This window comes from Streptococcus oralis (genome assembly GCF_026782375.1).
GTDB classification, from domain to species: Bacteria; Bacillota; Bacilli; order Lactobacillales; family Streptococcaceae; genus Streptococcus; species Streptococcus oralis_CL.
This window is the reverse complement of sequence record NZ_JAKUWJ010000002.1, coordinates 46,565-65,008: the sequence shown is the minus strand read 5'-3', so window position 1 is coordinate 65,008 and position 18,444 is coordinate 46,565. Positions and strand designations below refer to the sequence as shown.

The 18,444-nt window shown below is 41.9% G+C and carries 29 protein-coding genes; all 29 read left to right on the top strand.

Translation table 11 applies throughout. From position 1 onward, the window contains the following. Positions 1 to 10: 10 nt before the first annotated feature. The 29 genes from rplV to MK409_RS05795 all read left to right on the top strand — a co-directional run bounded on the left by rplV (position 11) and on the right by MK409_RS05795 (position 18,212). Entirely contained in the window at positions 11 to 355 is a 345-nt protein-coding gene (rplV, locus tag MK409_RS05935; RefSeq protein WP_000818137.1) for a 50S ribosomal protein L22, read from the top strand. Between the two features lie 12 nt (positions 356 to 367). Further along, entirely contained in the window at positions 368 to 1,021 is a 654-nt protein-coding gene (gene rpsC / locus MK409_RS05930; RefSeq protein ID WP_000529936.1) for a 30S ribosomal protein S3, read from the top strand. A gap of 3 nt (positions 1,022 to 1,024) precedes the next feature. Further along, positions 1,025 to 1,438 carry a 50S ribosomal protein L16 gene (rplP, locus tag MK409_RS05925; protein WP_000960948.1) on the top strand — a complete coding sequence of 138 codons (414 nt, stop codon included), beginning with the start codon at positions 1,025 to 1,027 and terminating at the stop codon, positions 1,436 to 1,438. Between the two features lie 9 nt (positions 1,439 to 1,447). After that, positions 1,448 to 1,654 carry a 50S ribosomal protein L29 gene (rpmC, locus tag MK409_RS05920; RefSeq protein WP_000772918.1) on the top strand — a complete coding sequence of 69 codons (207 nt, stop codon included), beginning with the start codon at positions 1,448 to 1,450 and terminating at the stop codon, positions 1,652 to 1,654. A 24-nt stretch (positions 1,655 to 1,678) separates the two neighbouring features. After that, a complete protein-coding gene (gene rpsQ / locus MK409_RS05915) occupies positions 1,679 to 1,939 on the top strand; it encodes a 30S ribosomal protein S17 (protein ID WP_000440801.1) in 261 nt (86 codons plus the stop codon). 25 nt (positions 1,940 to 1,964) lie between these two features. Beyond that, on the top strand, positions 1,965 to 2,333 hold the full coding sequence (gene rplN, locus MK409_RS05910; RefSeq protein ID WP_268705658.1) for a 50S ribosomal protein L14: 369 nt from the start codon (positions 1,965 to 1,967) through the stop codon (positions 2,331 to 2,333). Between the two features lie 77 nt (positions 2,334 to 2,410). Next, positions 2,411 to 2,716 (top strand): 50S ribosomal protein L24, encoded by a 306-nt coding sequence (gene rplX, locus MK409_RS05905; protein WP_000497691.1) that lies wholly within the window; start codon positions 2,411 to 2,413, stop codon positions 2,714 to 2,716. Positions 2,717 to 2,739: 23 nt separating this feature from the next. Then, positions 2,740 to 3,282, top strand: a complete 543-nt coding sequence (rplE, locus tag MK409_RS05900; protein WP_000013542.1) for a 50S ribosomal protein L5 — start codon at positions 2,740 to 2,742, stop codon at positions 3,280 to 3,282. Positions 3,283 to 3,299: 17 nt separating this feature from the next. After that, the gene (locus MK409_RS05895; protein ID WP_001085697.1) at positions 3,300 to 3,485 is read left to right on the top strand and encodes a type Z 30S ribosomal protein S14; all 186 of its coding nucleotides are present in this window, start codon (positions 3,300 to 3,302) and stop codon (positions 3,483 to 3,485) included. A gap of 284 nt (positions 3,486 to 3,769) precedes the next feature. Further along, positions 3,770 to 4,168: a 30S ribosomal protein S8 gene (gene rpsH / locus MK409_RS05890; RefSeq protein WP_000245504.1), complete on the top strand. Its 399-nt coding sequence runs from the start codon at positions 3,770 to 3,772 to the stop codon at positions 4,166 to 4,168. A gap of 226 nt (positions 4,169 to 4,394) precedes the next feature. Next, positions 4,395 to 4,931 carry a 50S ribosomal protein L6 gene (gene rplF, locus MK409_RS05885; RefSeq protein WP_268705657.1) on the top strand — a complete coding sequence of 179 codons (537 nt, stop codon included), beginning with the start codon at positions 4,395 to 4,397 and terminating at the stop codon, positions 4,929 to 4,931. Positions 4,932 to 5,014: 83 nt separating this feature from the next. Further along, positions 5,015 to 5,371 carry a 50S ribosomal protein L18 gene (gene rplR, locus MK409_RS05880; RefSeq protein ID WP_004251098.1) on the top strand — a complete coding sequence of 119 codons (357 nt, stop codon included), beginning with the start codon at positions 5,015 to 5,017 and terminating at the stop codon, positions 5,369 to 5,371. Positions 5,372 to 5,388: 17 nt separating this feature from the next. After that, on the top strand, positions 5,389 to 5,883 hold the full coding sequence (gene rpsE, locus MK409_RS05875; protein WP_000874196.1) for a 30S ribosomal protein S5: 495 nt from the start codon (positions 5,389 to 5,391) through the stop codon (positions 5,881 to 5,883). A gap of 13 nt (positions 5,884 to 5,896) precedes the next feature. Beyond that, complete coding sequence (rpmD, locus tag MK409_RS05870) at positions 5,897 to 6,079, top strand: 50S ribosomal protein L30 (RefSeq protein WP_000057241.1); 183 nt, start codon at positions 5,897 to 5,899, stop codon at positions 6,077 to 6,079. A 144-nt stretch (positions 6,080 to 6,223) separates the two neighbouring features. Beyond that, positions 6,224 to 6,664, top strand: coding sequence for a 50S ribosomal protein L15 (gene rplO / locus MK409_RS05865; RefSeq protein ID WP_000766089.1), 441 nt, complete (start codon positions 6,224 to 6,226; stop codon positions 6,662 to 6,664). A 12-nt stretch (positions 6,665 to 6,676) separates the two neighbouring features. Continuing rightward, positions 6,677 to 7,987, top strand: a complete 1,311-nt coding sequence (gene secY, locus MK409_RS05860) for a preprotein translocase subunit SecY (RefSeq protein ID WP_000465387.1) — start codon at positions 6,677 to 6,679, stop codon at positions 7,985 to 7,987. A gap of 145 nt (positions 7,988 to 8,132) precedes the next feature. After that, positions 8,133 to 8,771, top strand: coding sequence for an adenylate kinase (locus MK409_RS05855; RefSeq protein WP_001050433.1), 639 nt, complete (start codon positions 8,133 to 8,135; stop codon positions 8,769 to 8,771). Positions 8,772 to 8,887: 116 nt separating this feature from the next. Next, on the top strand, positions 8,888 to 9,106 hold the full coding sequence (gene infA / locus MK409_RS05850) for a translation initiation factor IF-1 (RefSeq protein ID WP_001029883.1): 219 nt from the start codon (positions 8,888 to 8,890) through the stop codon (positions 9,104 to 9,106). Between the two features lie 24 nt (positions 9,107 to 9,130). Continuing rightward, positions 9,131 to 9,247 carry a 50S ribosomal protein L36 gene (gene rpmJ, locus MK409_RS05845; RefSeq protein WP_001808836.1) on the top strand — a complete coding sequence of 39 codons (117 nt, stop codon included), beginning with the start codon at positions 9,131 to 9,133 and terminating at the stop codon, positions 9,245 to 9,247. A gap of 17 nt (positions 9,248 to 9,264) precedes the next feature. Continuing rightward, the gene (gene rpsM, locus MK409_RS05840) at positions 9,265 to 9,630 is read left to right on the top strand and encodes a 30S ribosomal protein S13 (protein ID WP_000090781.1); all 366 of its coding nucleotides are present in this window, start codon (positions 9,265 to 9,267) and stop codon (positions 9,628 to 9,630) included. 17 nt (positions 9,631 to 9,647) lie between these two features. Next, positions 9,648 to 10,031, top strand: a complete 384-nt coding sequence (rpsK, locus tag MK409_RS05835; RefSeq protein WP_001118385.1) for a 30S ribosomal protein S11 — start codon at positions 9,648 to 9,650, stop codon at positions 10,029 to 10,031. Between the two features lie 42 nt (positions 10,032 to 10,073). After that, a complete protein-coding gene (locus MK409_RS05830) occupies positions 10,074 to 11,009 on the top strand; it encodes a DNA-directed RNA polymerase subunit alpha (protein WP_000568993.1) in 936 nt (311 codons plus the stop codon). Between the two features lie 11 nt (positions 11,010 to 11,020). Then, the gene (gene rplQ, locus MK409_RS05825; RefSeq protein WP_000331493.1) at positions 11,021 to 11,407 is read left to right on the top strand and encodes a 50S ribosomal protein L17; all 387 of its coding nucleotides are present in this window, start codon (positions 11,021 to 11,023) and stop codon (positions 11,405 to 11,407) included. A gap of 263 nt (positions 11,408 to 11,670) precedes the next feature. Continuing rightward, positions 11,671 to 11,937, top strand: coding sequence for an ACT domain-containing protein (locus tag MK409_RS05820; protein WP_000644135.1), 267 nt, complete (start codon positions 11,671 to 11,673; stop codon positions 11,935 to 11,937). A 9-nt stretch (positions 11,938 to 11,946) separates the two neighbouring features. Beyond that, complete coding sequence (locus MK409_RS05815) at positions 11,947 to 13,284, top strand: PFL family protein (protein WP_268705656.1); 1,338 nt, start codon at positions 11,947 to 11,949, stop codon at positions 13,282 to 13,284. Positions 13,285 to 13,520: 236 nt separating this feature from the next. Continuing rightward, positions 13,521 to 14,213 carry a histidine phosphatase family protein gene (locus MK409_RS05810; RefSeq protein WP_268705655.1) on the top strand — a complete coding sequence of 231 codons (693 nt, stop codon included), beginning with the start codon at positions 13,521 to 13,523 and terminating at the stop codon, positions 14,211 to 14,213. Between the two features lie 158 nt (positions 14,214 to 14,371). Continuing rightward, positions 14,372 to 16,873 (top strand): leucine--tRNA ligase, encoded by a 2,502-nt coding sequence (gene leuS / locus MK409_RS05805; RefSeq protein WP_268705654.1) that lies wholly within the window; start codon positions 14,372 to 14,374, stop codon positions 16,871 to 16,873. Positions 16,874 to 17,067: 194 nt separating this feature from the next. Further along, positions 17,068 to 17,763, top strand: a complete 696-nt coding sequence (locus MK409_RS05800; protein ID WP_268705653.1) for a GNAT family N-acetyltransferase — start codon at positions 17,068 to 17,070, stop codon at positions 17,761 to 17,763. 11 nt (positions 17,764 to 17,774) lie between these two features. Then, positions 17,775 to 18,212: a GNAT family N-acetyltransferase gene (locus MK409_RS05795; RefSeq protein ID WP_268705652.1), complete on the top strand. Its 438-nt coding sequence runs from the start codon at positions 17,775 to 17,777 to the stop codon at positions 18,210 to 18,212. Positions 18,213 to 18,444: the final 232 nt, after the last annotated feature.

The following is an 18,444-nucleotide window of genomic DNA, read 5'->3' as shown; positions in this document are numbered from 1 at the left end:
GAGAACATAAATGGCAGAAATTACTTCAGCTAAAGCAATGGCTCGTACAGTACGTGTTTCACCTCGTAAATCACGTCTTGTTCTTGACAATATCCGTGGTAAAAGCGTAGCCGATGCTATTGCAATCTTGACATTCACTCCAAACAAAGCTGCTGAAATCATCTTGAAAGTTTTGAACTCAGCTGTAGCTAACGCTGAAAACAACTTTGGTTTGGATAAAGCTAACTTGGTAGTATCTGAAGCATTCGCAAACGAAGGACCAACTATGAAACGTTTCCGTCCACGTGCGAAAGGTTCAGCTTCACCAATCAACAAACGTACAGCTCACATCACTGTGGCTGTTGCAGAAAAATAAGGAGGTAACATCGTGGGTCAAAAAGTACATCCAATTGGTATGCGTGTCGGCATCATCCGTGATTGGGATGCCAAATGGTATGCTGAAAAAGAATACGCGGATTACCTTCATGAAGATCTTGCAATCCGTAAATTCGTTCAAAAAGAACTAGCTGACGCAGCGGTTTCAACTATCGAAATCGAACGCGCAGTAAACAAAGTTAACGTTTCACTTCACACTGCTAAACCAGGTATGGTTATCGGTAAAGGTGGTGCTAACGTTGATGCACTCCGTGCAAAACTTAACAAATTGACTGGAAAACAAGTACACATCAACATCATCGAAATCAAACAACCTGATTTGGATGCTCACCTTGTAGGTGAAGGAATTGCTCGTCAATTAGAGCAACGTGTCGCTTTCCGTCGTGCACAAAAACAAGCAATCCAACGTGCAATGCGTGCTGGAGCTAAAGGAATCAAAACTCAAGTATCAGGTCGTTTGAACGGTGCAGATATCGCCCGTGCTGAAGGATACTCTGAAGGAACTGTTCCACTTCACACACTTCGTGCAGATATCGATTACGCTTGGGAAGAAGCAGATACTACATACGGTAAACTTGGTGTTAAAGTATGGATCTACCGTGGTGAAGTTCTTCCAGCTCGTAAAAACACTAAAGGAGGTAAATAACCGATGTTAGTACCTAAACGTGTTAAACACCGTCGTGAATTCCGTGGAAAAATGCGCGGTGAAGCAAAAGGTGGAAAAGAAGTAGCATTCGGTGAATACGGTCTTCAAGCTACAACTAGCCACTGGATCACTAACCGCCAAATCGAAGCTGCTCGTATCGCCATGACTCGTTACATGAAACGTGGTGGTAAAGTTTGGATTAAAATCTTCCCACACAAATCATACACTGCTAAAGCTATCGGTGTGCGTATGGGATCTGGTAAAGGGGCGCCTGAAGGTTGGGTAGCACCAGTTAAACGTGGTAAAGTGATGTTTGAAGTTGCTGGTGTATCTGAAGAGATCGCTCGCGAAGCGCTTCGTCTTGCAAGCCACAAATTGCCAGTTAAATGTAAATTCGTAAAACGTGAAGCAGAATAAGGAGAAGGCATGAAACTTAATGAAGTAAAAGAATTTGTTAAAGAACTTCGTGGTCTTTCTCAAGAAGAACTCGCGAAGCGCGAAAACGAATTGAAAAAAGAATTGTTTGAACTTCGTTTCCAAGCTGCTACTGGTCAATTGGAACAAACAGCTCGCTTGAAAGAAGTTAAAAAACAAATCGCTCGTATCAAAACAGTTCAATCTGAAGCGAAATAATAGACTAGGGAAGGAGAAATTTCAATGGAACGCAATAATCGTAAAGTTCTTGTTGGACGTGTTGTATCTGACAAAATGGACAAGACAATCACAGTTGTAGTTGAAACAAAACGTAACCACCCAGTCTATGGTAAACGTATTAACTACTCTAAAAAATACAAAGCACATGATGAAAACAATGTTGCCAAAGAAGGCGATATCGTACGTATCATGGAAACTCGTCCGCTTTCAGCTACAAAACGTTTCCGTCTTGTAGAAGTTGTTGAAGAAGCGGTCATCATCTAATCAAACCTGAAAGGAGAAAACTGAAATGATTCAAACAGAAACTCGTTTGAAAGTCGCAGACAACAGCGGTGCGCGCGAAATCTTGACTATCAAAGTTCTTGGTGGTTCAGGACGTAAATTTGCAAACATCGGTGATGTTATCGTGGCATCTGTAAAACAAGCTACTCCTGGTGGTGCGGTTAAAAAAGGTGACGTTGTAAAAGCTGTTATCGTTCGTACTAGATCAGGTGCTCGTCGTGCTGATGGTTCATACATCAAATTTGACGAAAACGCAGCAGTTATCATCCGTGAAGACAAAACTCCTCGCGGAACACGTATCTTTGGCCCAGTTGCACGCGAATTGCGTGAAGGTGGCTTCATGAAGATCGTGTCACTTGCTCCAGAAGTACTTTAATTTTTAGAAACAAACTAGTCCCCTAGCTTCAAGCTAGGGTGCCCTTATGGGCGTAAGAAAAATCAAGGAGAAACCTAATGTTTGTAAAAAAAGGCGACAAAGTTCGCGTAATCGCTGGTAAAGATAAGGGAACAGAAGCTGTTGTCCTTACTGCCCTTCCAAAAGTAAACAAAGTTATCGTTGAAGGTGTCAACATCGTTAAGAAACACCAACGTCCAACTAACGAACTTCCTCAAGGTGGTATCATCGAGAAAGAAGCAGCTATCCACGTATCAAACGTTCAAGTTTTGGACAAAAATGGTGTAGCTGGTCGTGTTGGTTACAAATTTGTAGACGGTAAAAAAGTTCGCTACAACAAAAAATCAGGCGAAGTGCTTGATTAATCACGAAGGAAAGGAGAAGTATAATGGCAAATCGTTTAAAAGAAAAATATCTTAATGAAGTAGTTCCTGCTTTGACAGAACAATTCAACTACTCATCAGTGATGGCTGTGCCTAAAGTAGATAAGATCGTTTTGAACATGGGTGTTGGTGAAGCTGTATCAAACGCTAAAAGCCTTGAAAAAGCTGCTGAAGAATTGGCGCTTATCTCAGGTCAAAAACCACTTATCACTAAAGCTAAAAAATCAATCGCCGGCTTCCGTCTTCGTGAAGGTGTAGCGATCGGTGCAAAAGTTACCCTTCGTGGTGAACGTATGTACGAATTCTTGGACAAATTGGTTTCAGTTTCACTTCCACGTGTACGTGACTTCCACGGTGTTCCAACAAAATCATTTGATGGACGCGGAAACTACACACTTGGTGTGAAAGAACAATTGATCTTCCCAGAAATCAACTTCGATGACGTTGACAAAACTCGTGGTCTTGACATCGTTATCGTAACAACTGCTAACACTGACGAAGAGTCACGTGCATTGCTTACAGGCCTTGGAATGCCTTTTGCAAAATAATATAGGAGGTAAATCTAATGGCTAAAAAATCAATGATTGCTAAGAACAAACGTCCAGCGAAGTTCTCTACTCAAGCTTATACTCGTTGTGAAAAATGTGGTCGTCCACATTCAGTTTACCGCAAATTTAAACTTTGCCGTGTTTGCTTCCGTGAATTAGCTTACAAAGGACAAATTCCTGGTGTAACAAAAGCATCTTGGTAATTTAAGATATCAAGGGCGTCAAAACTCCAAGTGAAAATAGGAAACTTGACGAAGAAACTAAAGTTTCTAGGAAAGTTTATCTTTTTCACACAGAGTTTAGCCCGGGTTCAGTTGGGCTTTCCAATTTGAACACGAGCTACAGCTTTGGCAAAAAAGACCAATTTTCTTTGGAGCATCGCTCCTTCATCAAATTGCCTATTTTTGCTCTTGCTGTTACGCTCTTTGTATCATGTATTAACTAGCAAGTGCGACTTGCAAACTACTAGTAAGAGGAGAATAACAAAATGGTTATGACTGACCCAATCGCAGACTTCCTAACTCGTATTCGTAACGCTAACCAAGCGAAACACGAAGTACTTGAAGTACCTGCATCAAACATCAAAAAAGGGATTGCTGAAATCCTTAAACGCGAAGGTTTTGTTAAGAACGTAGAAATCATCGAAGATGACAAACAAGGCATCATCCGTGTATTCCTTAAATACGGACCAAACGGTGAAAAAGTTATCACTAACTTGAAACGTGTTTCTAAACCAGGACTTCGTGTCTACAAAAAACGTGAAGATCTTCCAAAAGTTCTTAACGGACTTGGAATTGCTATCCTTTCAACTTCTGAAGGTTTGCTTACTGATAAAGAAGCACGCCAAAAGAATGTTGGTGGAGAAGTTATCGCTTACGTTTGGTAATTGATGATGTGAGAGCGTTAAAAGAATGCAGTGAAAATAGGAAGTTTGTAGCAGGAGCGATGCTCCAAGACAAACTTATCTTTTTCACCAAATTCTTAGCTCGAACTCTAATCAAGATACAAAGCTCGTTAGAGCGTGTTCAGTTCAGCTCTTGAACTAAACAAGTATCTTTAACCCCGTGAAAACTGGCTGTAATGGCCTGACAATTTAACAGGAGAATAAAAACATGTCACGTATTGGTAATAAAGTTATCGTGTTGCCTGCTGGTGTTGAAATCACTAACAATGACAACGTAGTAACTGTAAAAGGACCTAAAGGAGAACTTACTCGTGAGTTCTCAAAAGATATTGAAATCTGTGTGGAAGGTACTGAAGTAACTCTTCACCGTCCAAACGATTCAAAAGAAATGAAAACAATCCACGGAACTACTCGTGCCCTTTTGAACAACATGGTTGTTGGTGTATCAGAAGGATTCAAGAAAGTACTTGAAATGCGTGGGGTTGGTTACCGTGCACAACTTCAAGGAAACAAACTTGTTTTGGCTGTAGGTAAATCTCATCCAGACGAAGTTGAAGCTCCAGAAGGAATTACTTTTGAACTTCCAAACCCAACAACAATTGCTATCAGCGGAATTTCAAAAGAAGTAGTTGGTCAAACAGCTGCTTACGTACGTAGCCTTCGCTCACCAGAACCATATAAAGGTAAAGGTATCCGTTACGTTGGCGAATACGTTCGTCTTAAAGAAGGTAAAACAGGTAAATAATGTTGAGTGGTTGATTTTCAACCATCGACTTATTTTCCAACTTTGTGCATAGCACACGATTTAAAACTAAAGAGGTGAAAACTGTGATTTCTAAACCAGATAAAAACAAACTCCGCCAAAAACGCCACCGTCGCGTTCGCGGAAAACTCTCTGGAACTGCTGATCGCCCACGTTTGAACGTATTCCGTTCTAATACAGGCATCTACGCTCAAGTGATTGATGACGTAGCGGGTGTAACGCTCGCAAGTGCTTCAACTCTTGACAAAGAAGTTTCAAAAGGAACTAAAACTGAACAAGCCGTTGCTGTCGGTAAACTCGTTGCAGAACGTGCAAGTGCTAAAGGTATTTCAGAAGTGGTGTTCGACCGCGGTGGATATCTATATCACGGACGTGTGAAAGCTTTGGCTGATGCAGCTCGTGAAAACGGATTGAAATTCTAATAGGAGGACACTAGAAAATGGCATTTAAAGACAATGCAGTTGAATTTGAAGAACGCGTAGTTGCTGTCAACCGTGTTACAAAAGTTGTTAAAGGTGGACGTCGTCTTCGTTTCGCAGCTCTTGTTGTTGTTGGTGACCACAATGGTCGCGTAGGATTTGGTACTGGTAAAGCTCAAGAAGTTCCAGAAGCAATCCGTAAAGCAGTAGACGATGCTAAGAAAAACTTGATTGAAGTACCTATGGTTGGAACAACAATTCCTCACGAAGTTCTTTCAGAATTCGGTGGAGCTAAAGTATTGTTGAAACCTGCTGTAGAAGGTTCTGGAGTTGCCGCTGGTGGTGCAGTTCGTGCCGTTGTGGAATTGGCAGGTGTGGCAGATATTACATCTAAATCACTTGGCTCTAACACTCCAATCAACATTGTTCGCGCAACTGTTGAAGGTTTGAAACAATTGAAACGCGCTGAAGAAGTTGCTGCCCTTCGTGGTATCTCAGTTTCTGATTTGGCATAAGAAAGGGGATAAAATGGCTCAAATTAAAATTACTTTGACTAAGTCTCCAATCGGACGCATTCCATCACAACGTAAAACTGTTGTAGCACTTGGACTTGGCAAATTGAACAGCTCTGTTATCAAAGAAGACAACGCTGCTATCCGTGGTATGATCACTGCAGTATCTCACTTGGTAACAGTTGAAGAAGTAAACTAATGAATTTTTAGGGGATGTGGCAATACTCATCCCCTAAAACTAGGTATAGTCATCTAAGATGACGAATGTATAGGCGAGTTGATAAGGGAGACAACCTTTTCTCTCTTATCGGCGCTAGCATTTTACAAAAGAGGAGAAAAAATAATGAAACTTCATGAATTGAAACCTGCAGAAGGTTCTCGTAAAGTACGTAACCGTGTTGGTCGTGGTACTTCATCTGGTAACGGTAAAACATCTGGTCGCGGTCAAAAAGGTCAAAAAGCTCGTAGCGGTGGCGGAGTTCGCCTTGGTTTTGAAGGTGGACAAACTCCATTGTTCCGTCGTCTTCCAAAACGTGGATTCACTAACATCAACGCTAAAGAATACGCAATTGTAAACCTTGACCAACTCAACGTCTTTGAAGACGGTGCAGAAGTAACTCCAGTTGTGCTTATCGAAGCAGGAATTGTGAAAGCTGAAAAATCAGGCGTTAAAATTCTTGGTAACGGTGAGTTGACTAAGAAATTGACTGTGAAAGCAGCTAAATTCTCTAAATCAGCTGAGGAAGCTATCACTGCTAAAGGTGGTTCTGTAGAAGTCATCTAAGAGAGGTGACCCATGTTTTTTAAATTATTAAAAGAAGCGCTCAAGGTTAAACAAGTTCGATCAAAAATTCTCTTTACGATTTTTATCATTCTTGTTTTCCGTATTGGGACAAGTATCACTGTTCCAGGTGTGAATGCAAAAAGTTTAGAAGCTCTTAGTGGTTTATCTTTCTTGAACATGCTTAGTCTTGTTTCAGGAAATGCCATGAAGAACTTCTCCGTTTTCGCACTCGGTGTAAGTCCGTATATCACTGCTTCCATCGTTGTTCAATTGCTACAAATGGATATTTTACCGAAGTTTGTAGAATGGGGCAAACAAGGGGAAGTGGGACGGAGAAAACTAAACCAAGCTACTCGATATATTGCACTTGTGCTTGCATTCGTTCAATCTATCGGTATCACAGCAGGGTTTAATACTCTATCTGGAGCAAAATTATTAACGACAGCCTTAACTCCACAGGTTTTTGTTACCATCGGTATTATCCTCACAGCAGGTAGTATGATTGTAACGTGGCTTGGGGAACAAATTACGGATAAAGGATATGGAAACGGTGTTTCTATGATCATCTTTGCAGGTATTGTCGCATCAATCCCTGAGATGATTAAAGGCATCTATGTTGACTACTTCGTCAATATCCCAAGTAGCCGTTTGACTTCATCTATTATCTTTGTCGTTATTTTGATTATCGCTGTCTTGTTGATTGTATACTTTACAACCTATGTTCAACAGGCAGAATATAAAATTCCAATCCAATATACAAAAGTTGCTCAAGGAGCCCCATCAAGCTCATACCTTCCATTGAAGGTAAACCCAGCGGGGGTTATCCCAGTTATCTTTGCAAGTTCCATCACAGCAGCACCTGCAGCCATTCTTCAATTTTTGAGTGCTACAGGTCATGATTGGGCTTGGGTACGTACAGCACAGGAAATGTTATCTACAACATCTCCGACAGGTGTTGCTATGTATGCCTTGTTAATCATTCTCTTTACATTCTTCTATACATTTGTACAGATCAATCCAGAGAAAGCAGCAGAAAACTTGCAAAAGAGTGGAGCCTACATTCATGGTGTCCGTCCTGGTAAGGGTACTGAAGAATTCATGTCGAAACTTCTTCGTCGCCTTGCGACTGTCGGATCAATCTTCCTTGGTGTGATTTCAATCTTGCCGATTGTGGCAAAAGATGTCTTTGGTCTTTCAGAAGCTGTTGCTTTTGGGGGAACTAGTCTTTTGATCATTATCTCAACTGGTATCGAAGGAATCAAACAGTTAGAAGGTTACCTATTGAAACGTAAGTATGTTGGTTTCATGGACAAAACAGAATAAAAGCAAAATTACTTTTGCTTAGAGAGTGGAGTATGAAGGTCTACCTATCAGAGAGACTTTCGTCTCCCCTCTTATATTTTGTTTTTAAATAGGGGTTGAAACGAATTTCTGCTTCTATTTAAATACAAAATAAGGAGATCCTATCATGAATCTTTTGATTATGGGCTTACCTGGAGCAGGTAAGGGAACGCAAGCAGCTAAAATTGTGGAGCAATTCCACGTGGCACACATTTCAACTGGCGATATGTTCCGAGCTGCTATGGCAAATCAAACTGAAATGGGTGTACTTGCCAAGTCATACATCGACAAAGGTGAGTTGGTTCCAGATGAAGTTACAAATGGAATTGTTAAAGAACGCCTTTCTCAGGACGACATCAAAGAAACAGGTTTCTTGTTGGATGGTTACCCACGTACGATTGAACAAGCGCATGCCTTGGACAAAACATTGGCTGAACTTGGTATCGAATTGGAAGGTGTGATCAACATCGAAGTGAACCCAGACTGTCTCTTGGAACGTTTGAGTGGCCGCATCATCCACCGCGAAACAGGTGAAACCTTCCACAAAGTTTTCAACCCACCAGTTGACTACAAAGAAGAAGATTACTACCAACGCGAAGATGACAAACCGGAGACAGTGAAGCGTCGTTTGGATGTTAATATCGCACAAGGTGAACCAATTATTGCTCACTACCGTGCCAAAGGTTTGGTTCACGATATCGAAGGAAATCAAGATATCAATGATGTGTTCAAAGACATCGAAAAAGTATTGACAAATTTGAAATAAAGCGTTTTTCGCACTTGCAAAAAATCGCTACAAATGTTATACTGAGATAGTCTGACTTATAATTGTTGTCTCTATGTTTAGAGGCATCAAATCGAAATTTATGGAGGTGCTTTTGCGTGGCAAAAGACGATGTGATTGAAGTTGAAGGCAAAGTAGTCGATACAATGCCTAACGCAATGTTTACGGTTGAACTTGAAAATGGACATCAGATTTTAGCAACAGTTTCTGGTAAAATTCGTAAAAACTATATTCGTATTTTAGCGGGAGATCGTGTTACTGTCGAGATGAGTCCATATGACTTGACACGTGGACGTATCACTTACCGCTTTAAATAATCGAAAAACTTGGAGGGATAAGAAATGAAAGTAAGACCATCGGTCAAACCAATTTGCGAATACTGTAAAGTAATTCGTCGTAATGGTCGTGTTATGGTAATTTGCCCAGCAAATCCAAAACACAAACAACGTCAAGGATAAGATAGAAAGGAGAAAACATGGCTCGTATTGCTGGAGTTGACATTCCAAATGACAAACGCGTAGTAATCTCATTGACTTACGTTTATGGTATCGGACTTGCAACATCTAAGAAAATTTTGGCTGCTGCTGGAATCTCAGAAGATGTTCGTGTACGTGACCTTACATCAGATCAAGAAGATGCTATCCGTCGTGAAGTGGATGCAATCAAAGTTGAAGGTGACCTTCGTCGTGAAGTAAACTTGAACATCAAACGTTTGATGGAAATCGGTTCTTACCGTGGTATTCGTCACCGTCGTGGACTTCCTGTCCGTGGACAAAACACTAAAAACAACGCTCGCACTCGTAAAGGTAAAGCTGTTGCGATTGCTGGTAAGAAAAAATAATATAGGAGGTAAAAGTCTTGGCTAAACCAACACGTAAACGTCGTGTGAAAAAGAATATCGAATCTGGTATTGCTCATATTCACGCTACATTTAATAACACTATTGTTATGATTACTGATGTGCATGGTAATGCAATTGCTTGGTCATCAGCTGGTGCTCTTGGTTTCAAAGGTTCTCGTAAATCTACACCATTCGCTGCTCAAATGGCTTCTGAAGCTGCTGCTAAATCTGCACAAGAACACGGTCTTAAATCAGTTGAAGTTACTGTAAAAGGTCCAGGTTCTGGTCGTGAGTCAGCTATTCGTGCGCTTGCTGCCGCTGGTCTTGAAGTAACAGCAATTCGTGATGTGACTCCAGTGCCACACAATGGTGCTCGTCCTCCAAAACGTCGCCGTGTATAATCATCGCATTACACTGCTTTTCGTTTAAGAGGGAGTAACTAAATGATTGAGTTTGAAAAACCAAATATAACAAAAATTGATGAAAATAAAGATTATGGCAAGTTTGTAATCGAACCACTTGAACGTGGCTACGGTACAACTCTTGGTAACTCTCTTCGTCGTGTACTACTAGCTTCTCTACCGGGAGCAGCAGTGACATCTATCAACATTGAAGGTGTCTTGCATGAGTTCGACACAGTTCCAGGTGTTCGTGAAGACGTGATGCAAATCATTCTGAACATTAAAGGGATTGCAGTGAAATCATACGTTGAAGACGAAAAAATCATTGAACTTGACGTTGAAGGTCCCGCTGAAATTACAGCTGGAGACATTTTGACTGACAGTGATATTGAAATTGTAAATCCAGATCATTATCTCTTTACAATCGGTGAAGGTTCTTCTCTAAAAGCGACAATGACTGTTAACAGTGGTCGTGGATATGTACCTGCTGATGAAAACAAAAAAGATAATGCACCAGTTGGAACACTTGCTGTAGATTCTATTTATACACCAGTTACAAAAGTCAACTATCAAGTAGAGCCTGCTCGTGTAGGTAGCAATGATGGATTTGACAAATTAACCCTTGAAATCTTGACTAATGGAACAATTATTCCAGAAGATGCTTTAGGGCTTTCAGCGCGTATCTTGACAGAACATCTTGATTTGTTTACAAATCTTACTGAGATTGCTAAGTCAACTGAAGTGATGAAAGAAGCTGATACTGAATCTGACGATCGTATTTTGGATCGTACGATTGAGGAACTGGACTTGTCTGTGCGTTCATACAACTGTTTGAAACGTGCCGGTATCAATACGGTGCATGATTTAACAGAAAAATCTGAAGCAGAGATGATGAAAGTACGAAATCTTGGACGCAAGAGTTTGGAAGAAGTGAAACTCAAACTCATTGACTTGGGTCTTGGATTAAAAGATAAATAAAGGAGGAATACATGGCTTACCGTAAACTAGGACGCACTAGCTCACAACGTAAAGCAATGCTTCGCGATTTGACAACTGACCTTTTGATCAATGAATCAATCGTGACAACAGAAGCTCGTGCTAAAGAAATCCGTAAAACTGTTGAAAAAATGATTACTCTAGGTAAACGTGGTGATTTGCATGCACGTCGTCAAGCAGCTGCTTTCGTACGTAATGAAATCGCATCTGAAAACTATGATGAAGCAACTGATAAGTACACTTCTACTACAGCACTTCAAAAATTGTTCTCAGAAATCGCACCTCGTTATGCTGAACGTAACGGTGGATACACTCGTATCCTTAAGACTGAACCACGTCGTGGTGATGCTGCGCCAATGGCGATCATCGAATTAGTATAAAATCATCAATTTTGTTGAGTGTTATGATGATGGAGTCTTGTGCTCTTAGTCTAGCTCTGGTCTACCGCTGGGACTTCGGTCCTAGCGGGAACACTCATCATCATTTGATAGGGTAGACGCTTGTTTACGAAATTGTTTTTTGTTTAAGAACAACTTCGTAAGCAGGCGTTTTTTAGTATTTTTTACGGAAATATGCTATACTAAGGAAAAAGAAAATCAAAAACGTTCAGGTTTTCTAATAATCGTAGAATGGGAGTCTAAAGATGAAGGCTATTATTACAGTGGTTGGCAAGGACAAGACTGGTATTGTTGCAGGCGTGTCTACTAAGATTGCAGAATTGGGTTTAAATATTGACGATATTTCTCAAACAGTACTGGATGAGTATTTTACCATGATGGCAGTCGTTTCTAGTGATGAAAAGCAGGATTTCACTTATCTGCGAAATGAGTTTGAAACGTTCGGTCAGACCTTGAATGTTAAAATCAATATTCAAAGTGCAGCGATTTTTGATGCTATGTATAATATCTAGGAGGGCATCATGGATATTAGACAAGTTACGGAAACCATTGCCATGATCGAAGAGCAGAACTTCGATATCAGAACCATCACCATGGGCATCTCCCTTTTGGACTGTATTGATCCAGATATTGAACGTGCTGCTGAAAAGATTTACCAAAAAATCACCACTAAAGCTGCAAATCTAGTGGCTGTGGGAGATGAAATTGCTGCAGAACTTGGGATTCCTATTGTCAATAAACGGGTATCGGTGACTCCGATTTCCTTGATTGGAGCAGCGACAGATGCGACGGACTATGTCGTTTTGGCAAAGGCACTTGATAAGGCGGCTAAGGAGATTGGTGTTGACTTTATCGGAGGTTTTTCGGCCTTGGTACAAAAAGGCTACCAAAAGGGAGATGAGATTCTCATCAATTCGATCCCCCGTGCTCTAGCTGAGACAGACAAGGTTTGTTCGTCTGTCAATATTGGCTCAACCAAGTCAGGTATCAACATGACTGCAGTTGCAGATATGGGACGTATCATCAAGGCAACAGCAAACTTATCAGATATGGGAGCTGCCAAATTGGTCGTATTTGCTAACGCTGTTGAGGACAATCCTTTTATGGCAGGGGCTTTCCACGGTCTTGGCGAAGCAGATGTTATCATCAATGTCGGGGTTTCGGGTCCTGGTGTTGTCAAACGCGCCTTGGAGAAAGTTCGTGGTCAGAGTTTTGATGTAGTAGCGGAAACAGTCAAGAAAACAGCCTTTAAGATTACTCGTATCGGTCAATTGGTTGGTCAGATGGCCAGCGAGAGACTGGGTGTTGACTTTGGAATTGTCGACCTAAGTCTTGCGCCTACTCCTGCAGTTGGAGACTCAGTGGCTCGAGTACTGGAGGAGATGGGCTTGGAAACAGTTGGTACCCATGGAACAACAGCAGCGCTTGCCTTGCTCAATGACCAAGTTAAAAAAGGTGGTGTCATGGCTTGTAATCAGGTTGGCGGCTTATCTGGTGCTTTTATCCCTGTTTCTGAAGATGAGGGAATGATTGCAGCAGTGCAAAATGGTTCTCTGAATTTAGAGAAACTAGAGGCTATGACAGCTATCTGTTCAGTTGGTTTGGACATGATCGCCATTCCAGAGGATACGCCTGCTGAGACTATTGCTGCGATGATTGCGGATGAGGCGGCAATCGGTGTCATTAATATGAAAACAACAGCTGTCCGTATTATTCCAAAGGGCAAAGAAGGCGATATGATTGAGTTTGGTGGCTTGCTAGGAACAGCTCCAGTGATGAAGGTTAACGGGGCTTCGTCTGTCGATTTCATCTCTCGAGGTGGCCAAATTCCAGCTCCAATCCATAGTTTTAAAAATTAATAAAAAAGTGAGATATTTTAAGTTGGGTTTAAGGATGACTGTGTATACTTTAATCATTAAATAAAGACCTCCTAACTTTATTTAATAGAAATCCTAAACTTTTTCATAATAATCTCCTAGGGAAGCTACCATGAGGGTAGCTTTTCTTTTGGATAATTTACAAATGTTGGCTTTGATTTTGAAAGCCGAATATTTCTTTGATCCATGATATAATAGAAGAAAATGGAGGATAGAAAATGTCTAAAGTAAGATTATACTTGGTCCGTCATGGAAAAACCATGTTTAACACGATTGGACGTGCTCAAGGATGGAGTGATACGCCTCTAACCGCAGAAGGTGAGTTGGGAATCCATGAACTAGGAATTGGCTTGAGAGAGTCTGGTTTGCAGTTTGACCGGGCTTATTCTAGTGATTCAGGGCGTACTATTCAAACTATGGGAATCGTCCTAGAAGAACTGGGCTTACAAGGGAAAATCCCTTACCGTATGGATAAGCGAATCCGTGAGTGGTGCTTTGGTAGTTTTGATGGGGCCTATGATGGAGACCTCTTTATGGGGGTCATTCCTCGTGTTTTCAAGGTGGATCATGTTCATCAGTTATCCTATGCAGAGCTAGCTGAAGGCTTGGTAGAAGTTGATACTGCTGGTTGGGCTGAAGGTTGGGAAAAACTCAGTGGTCGTATCAGAGAAGGTTTTGAAACGATTGCCAAAGAAATGGAAGAACACGGTGGCGGGAATGCTCTCGTCGTAAGCCACGGGATGACCATTGGTACGATGGTTTATCTCATCAATGGCATGCATCCGCATGGTCTAGATAATGGTAGTGTGACCATTCTAGAATACGAGAACGGCCAGTTTAGCGTAGAAGTTGTTGGAGACCGTAGTTACCGAGAACTAGGGCGTGAGAAGATGGAAGAGAATAAGCATTGATCAAGATAGCTCCGTATAGGGGCTATTTTTTATTCAGCTTAGCAAGAGTGTTTTCAGAGCCAATCTTTCTTGACAATGGAGGGGAAAAGATTCTTTCTCGTCTTTCAAATTCCCTCAAAAATGGTATAATAGTAACATCACAAAATTGGAGAGAGACCATGAGTTTTTACAATCATAAGGAAATTGAGCCCAAGTGGCAAGGCTATTGGGCCCAACATCATACATTTAAGACAGGAACAGATGCATCAAAACCGAAGTTTTATGCTCTCGACATGTTCCCATATCCTTCAGGAGCTGGATTGCACGTAGGACACCCAGAAGGTTACACAGCAACGGATATTCTCAGCCGTTACAAACGTGCGCAAGGCTACAATGTCCTTCACCCAATGGGTTGGGATGCCTTTGGATTGCCTGCAGAGCAATACGCCATGGATACGGGAAATGACCCGGCAGAATTTACAGCGGAAAATATTGCTAACTTCAAACGCCAAATCAATGCGCTTGGCTTCTCTTACGACTGGGATCGTGAAGTCAACACAACAGATCCAAACTACTACAAGTGGACGCAGTGGATCTTCACCAAGCTTTACGAAAAAGGTTTGGCTTATGAAGCTGAAGTACCAGTAAACTGGGTCGAAGAATTGGGAACGGCCATTGCCAATGAAGAAGTCCTTCCTGACGGAACTTCTGAGCGTGGGGGCTATCCAGTTGTCCGCAAACCAATGCGCCAATGGATGCTCAAAATCACTGCCTATGCAGAGCGCTTGCTCAATGATTTGGATGAGCTAGACTGGCCAGAGTCTATCAAGGATATGCAACGCAACTGGATTGGGAAATCAACTGGTGCCAATGTAACCTTTAAAGTAAAAGGAACAGACAAGGAATTCACTGTCTTTACGACACGTCCAGATACCCTCTTTGGTGCGACCTTTACCGTTCTTGCACCTGAGCATGATTTGGTAGATGCTATCGTCAGTCCAGAACAAGCTGAAGCCGTAGCAGACTACAAACACCAAGCCAGCCTGAAATCAGACTTGGCTCGTACCGACCTTGCCAAGGAAAAAACTGGTGTTTGGACCGGTGCTTATGCCATCAACCCTGTCAATGGCAAGGAAATTCCGATCTGGATTGCGGACTATGTTCTTGCTAGCTATGGAACAGGTGCTGTCATGGCTGTGCCAGCCCATGACCAACGTGACTGGGAATTTGCCAAACAGTTTGGTCTTCCAATCGTAGAAGTGCTTGAAGGTGGAAATGTAGCAGAAGCTGCTTATACTGAAGATGGTCTTCACGTCAACTCTGATTTCCTAGATGGACTGAACAAAGAAGACGCTATTGCCAAGATTGTCGCTTGGCTGGAAGAAAAAGGTTGTGGACAAGAGAAGGTTACTTACCGTCTCCGCGACTGGCTCTTTAGTCGTCAACGCTACTGGGGTGAACCAATTCCAATTATTCATTGGGAAGATGGGACTTCAACGGCTGTTCCAGAAAATGAATTGCCACTTGTCTTGCCAGTCACCAAGGACATCCGCCCTTCAGGTACTGGTGAAAGCCCATTGGCTAACTTGACAGACTGGCTGGAAGTGACTCGTGAAGATGGCGTCAAAGGTCGTCGTGAGACCAACACCATGCCACAATGGGCTGGTTCAAGCTGGTACTACCTCCGTTATATTGACCCACACAATACTGAGAAATTGGCTGATGAGGACCTTCTCAAACAATGGTTGCCAGTAGATATCTACGTGGGTGGTGCAGAACATGCTGTTCTTCACTTGCTCTACGCTCGTTTCTGGCATAAATTCCTCTATGACCTCGGTGTTGTTCCGACTAAGGAACCATTCCAAAAACTCTTTAACCAAGGAATGATTTTGGGAACAAGCTACCGTGACCACCGTGGAGCTCTTGTAGCGACTGATAAGGTTGAAAAACGTGACGGATCTTTCTTCCATGTGGAAACAGGAGAAGAGTTGGAGCAAGCGCCAGCTAAGATGTCTAAATCCCTCAAAAACGTGGTCAACCCAGACGAAGTGGTGGAACAATACGGTGCCGATACCCTTCGTGTCTATGAAATGTTTATGGGGCCACTCGATGCTTCGATCGCTTGGTCAGAAGAAGGTCTGGAAGGAAGCCGTAAGTTCCTCGACCGTGTTTATCGTTTGATTGCAAGTAAAGAAATCGTTGCGGAAAATAATGGCGCTCTTGACAAGGTCTACAATGAAACCGTTAAATCTGTTACTGAGCAAATCGAGTCTATGAAATTCAACACAGCCATTGCCCAACTTATGGTCTTTGTCAACGCTGCTAACAAGGAAGACAAACTCTATGTGGACTATGCCAAAGGCTTTATCCAATTGATCGCCCCATTTGCCCCTCACTTGGCAGAAGAACTCTGGCAAACAGTGACAGCAACAGGTGAGTCAATCTCTTATGTAGCTTGGCCAACTTGGGACGAAAGTAAATTGGTTGAAGACGAAATCGAAATCGTTGTCCAAATCAAAGGTAAAGTTCGTGCCAAACTCATGGTCGCTAAAGACCTGTCACGCGAAGAATTGCAAGCAGTGGCTCTGGCTGACGAAAAAGTCAAAGCAGAAATTGATGGCAAGGAAATCGTCAAGGTGATTGCGGTACCTAATAAGCTTGTGAATATTGTGGTGAAATAACCAATTTATTTGCTCATTTGCCACCTCAAACAGTTCCCCAAATTGTTTGATCCAACTAAACTTGTCAATATCGTTGTTAGATAAGAAAAGAATCCTTCAGATTTAGAATCTGGAGGATTTTTTGAATGTTTTCATGAAAGTATGATATACTATGTGCAATTATAAAGTTTGAAAAGCGAAATAAGGAGAAAGCGATGTCAGTAAACGAATATGGTCAGATGATTGGCGAGTCTGTAGTCGGTCACACGTCTGGTAAATTACCTGCTATCGATTTTTTAGAAGGACGTTATGCTCGAATCGAGGCTCTCTCGGTAGAAAAGCATGCAGAGGATTTACTAGCTGTTTATGGCCCAGATACTCCTCGGGAGATATGGACCTACCTTTTTCAGGAACCAGTGGCAGATATGGAGGAACTGGTCAGCCTTTTAAATCAGATGTTGGCTCGAAAGGACCGTTTTTTCTATGCTATCTTGGATAGGGAGACGGGTAAGGTCTTGGGAACCTTTTCGCTTATGCGCATCGACCAAAATAATCGTGTAGTTGAAGTTGGGACTGTTATTTTTTCTCCAGAGCTAAGGGGAACACGAATAGGGACAGAAGCCCAGTATCTCTTGGCGCGCTATGTTTTTGAGGAGCTTAACTATCGTCGCTACGAGTGGAAGTGTGATGCTCTAAATCTGCCATCAAGACGAGCAGCGGAACGTTTGGGCTTTGTCTATGAAGGAACCTTCCGCCAGGCAGTCGTTTATAAGGGGCGTACGAGGGATACGGATTGGCTCTCTATGATTGATAAGGACTGGCCTCAAGTTAAAGCTCGTTTGGAAGCATGGCTGGCTCCTGAAAACTTTGATAAAGATGGACGGCAGTACAAGAGTTTGAGAGAGCTCTAAGAGGTGATGACATGATTAGCGTTAGAAAGCAAGAAGTTGTCAAGTTAGAAGATGTTTTGCATCTCTATCAGGCAGTTGGATGGACAAATTATACACATCAACCCCAGATGCTGGAGAAGGCCTTGTCTCACTCACTAGCAATTTACCTGGCACTTGATGGCGATGCTGTTGTTGGCTTGGTTCGTTTGGTTGGAGATGGTTTTTCATCGATTTTTGTCCAGGATTTGATTGTTTTGCCGAGCTATCAGCGCCAAGGAATTGGTAGTTGCTTGATGAAAGAGGCTTTAGGGGATTTCAAAGATGCCTATCAAGTTCAACTGGTGACAGACCAAACAGAGAAAACCTTGGGATTTTATCGTTCCTTGGGCTTTGAAACCTTATCTACTTATGATTGCACAGGAATGATTTGGCTAGATCGAAAAAAAATAAAAATAATTATTTTCTCTTAAGTAAAGTTTAAGTATCCTCGTGTATTATATAGTTATTAGATAAAGACCTCCTAATACTCTTCGAAAATCTCACCAACCTTCGTTAGAGTCGACTTAGCTAACTATCGTTATGCTTGCGTCTATCTGGCTAGTCTGATTTCGATTTTCATTGAGTACCCTTTATTTAATGAAATCCCAAACTTTTCTTTTTCATCATAATCTCCTAAAGAAGCCACCCAATCAGGTGGCTTTT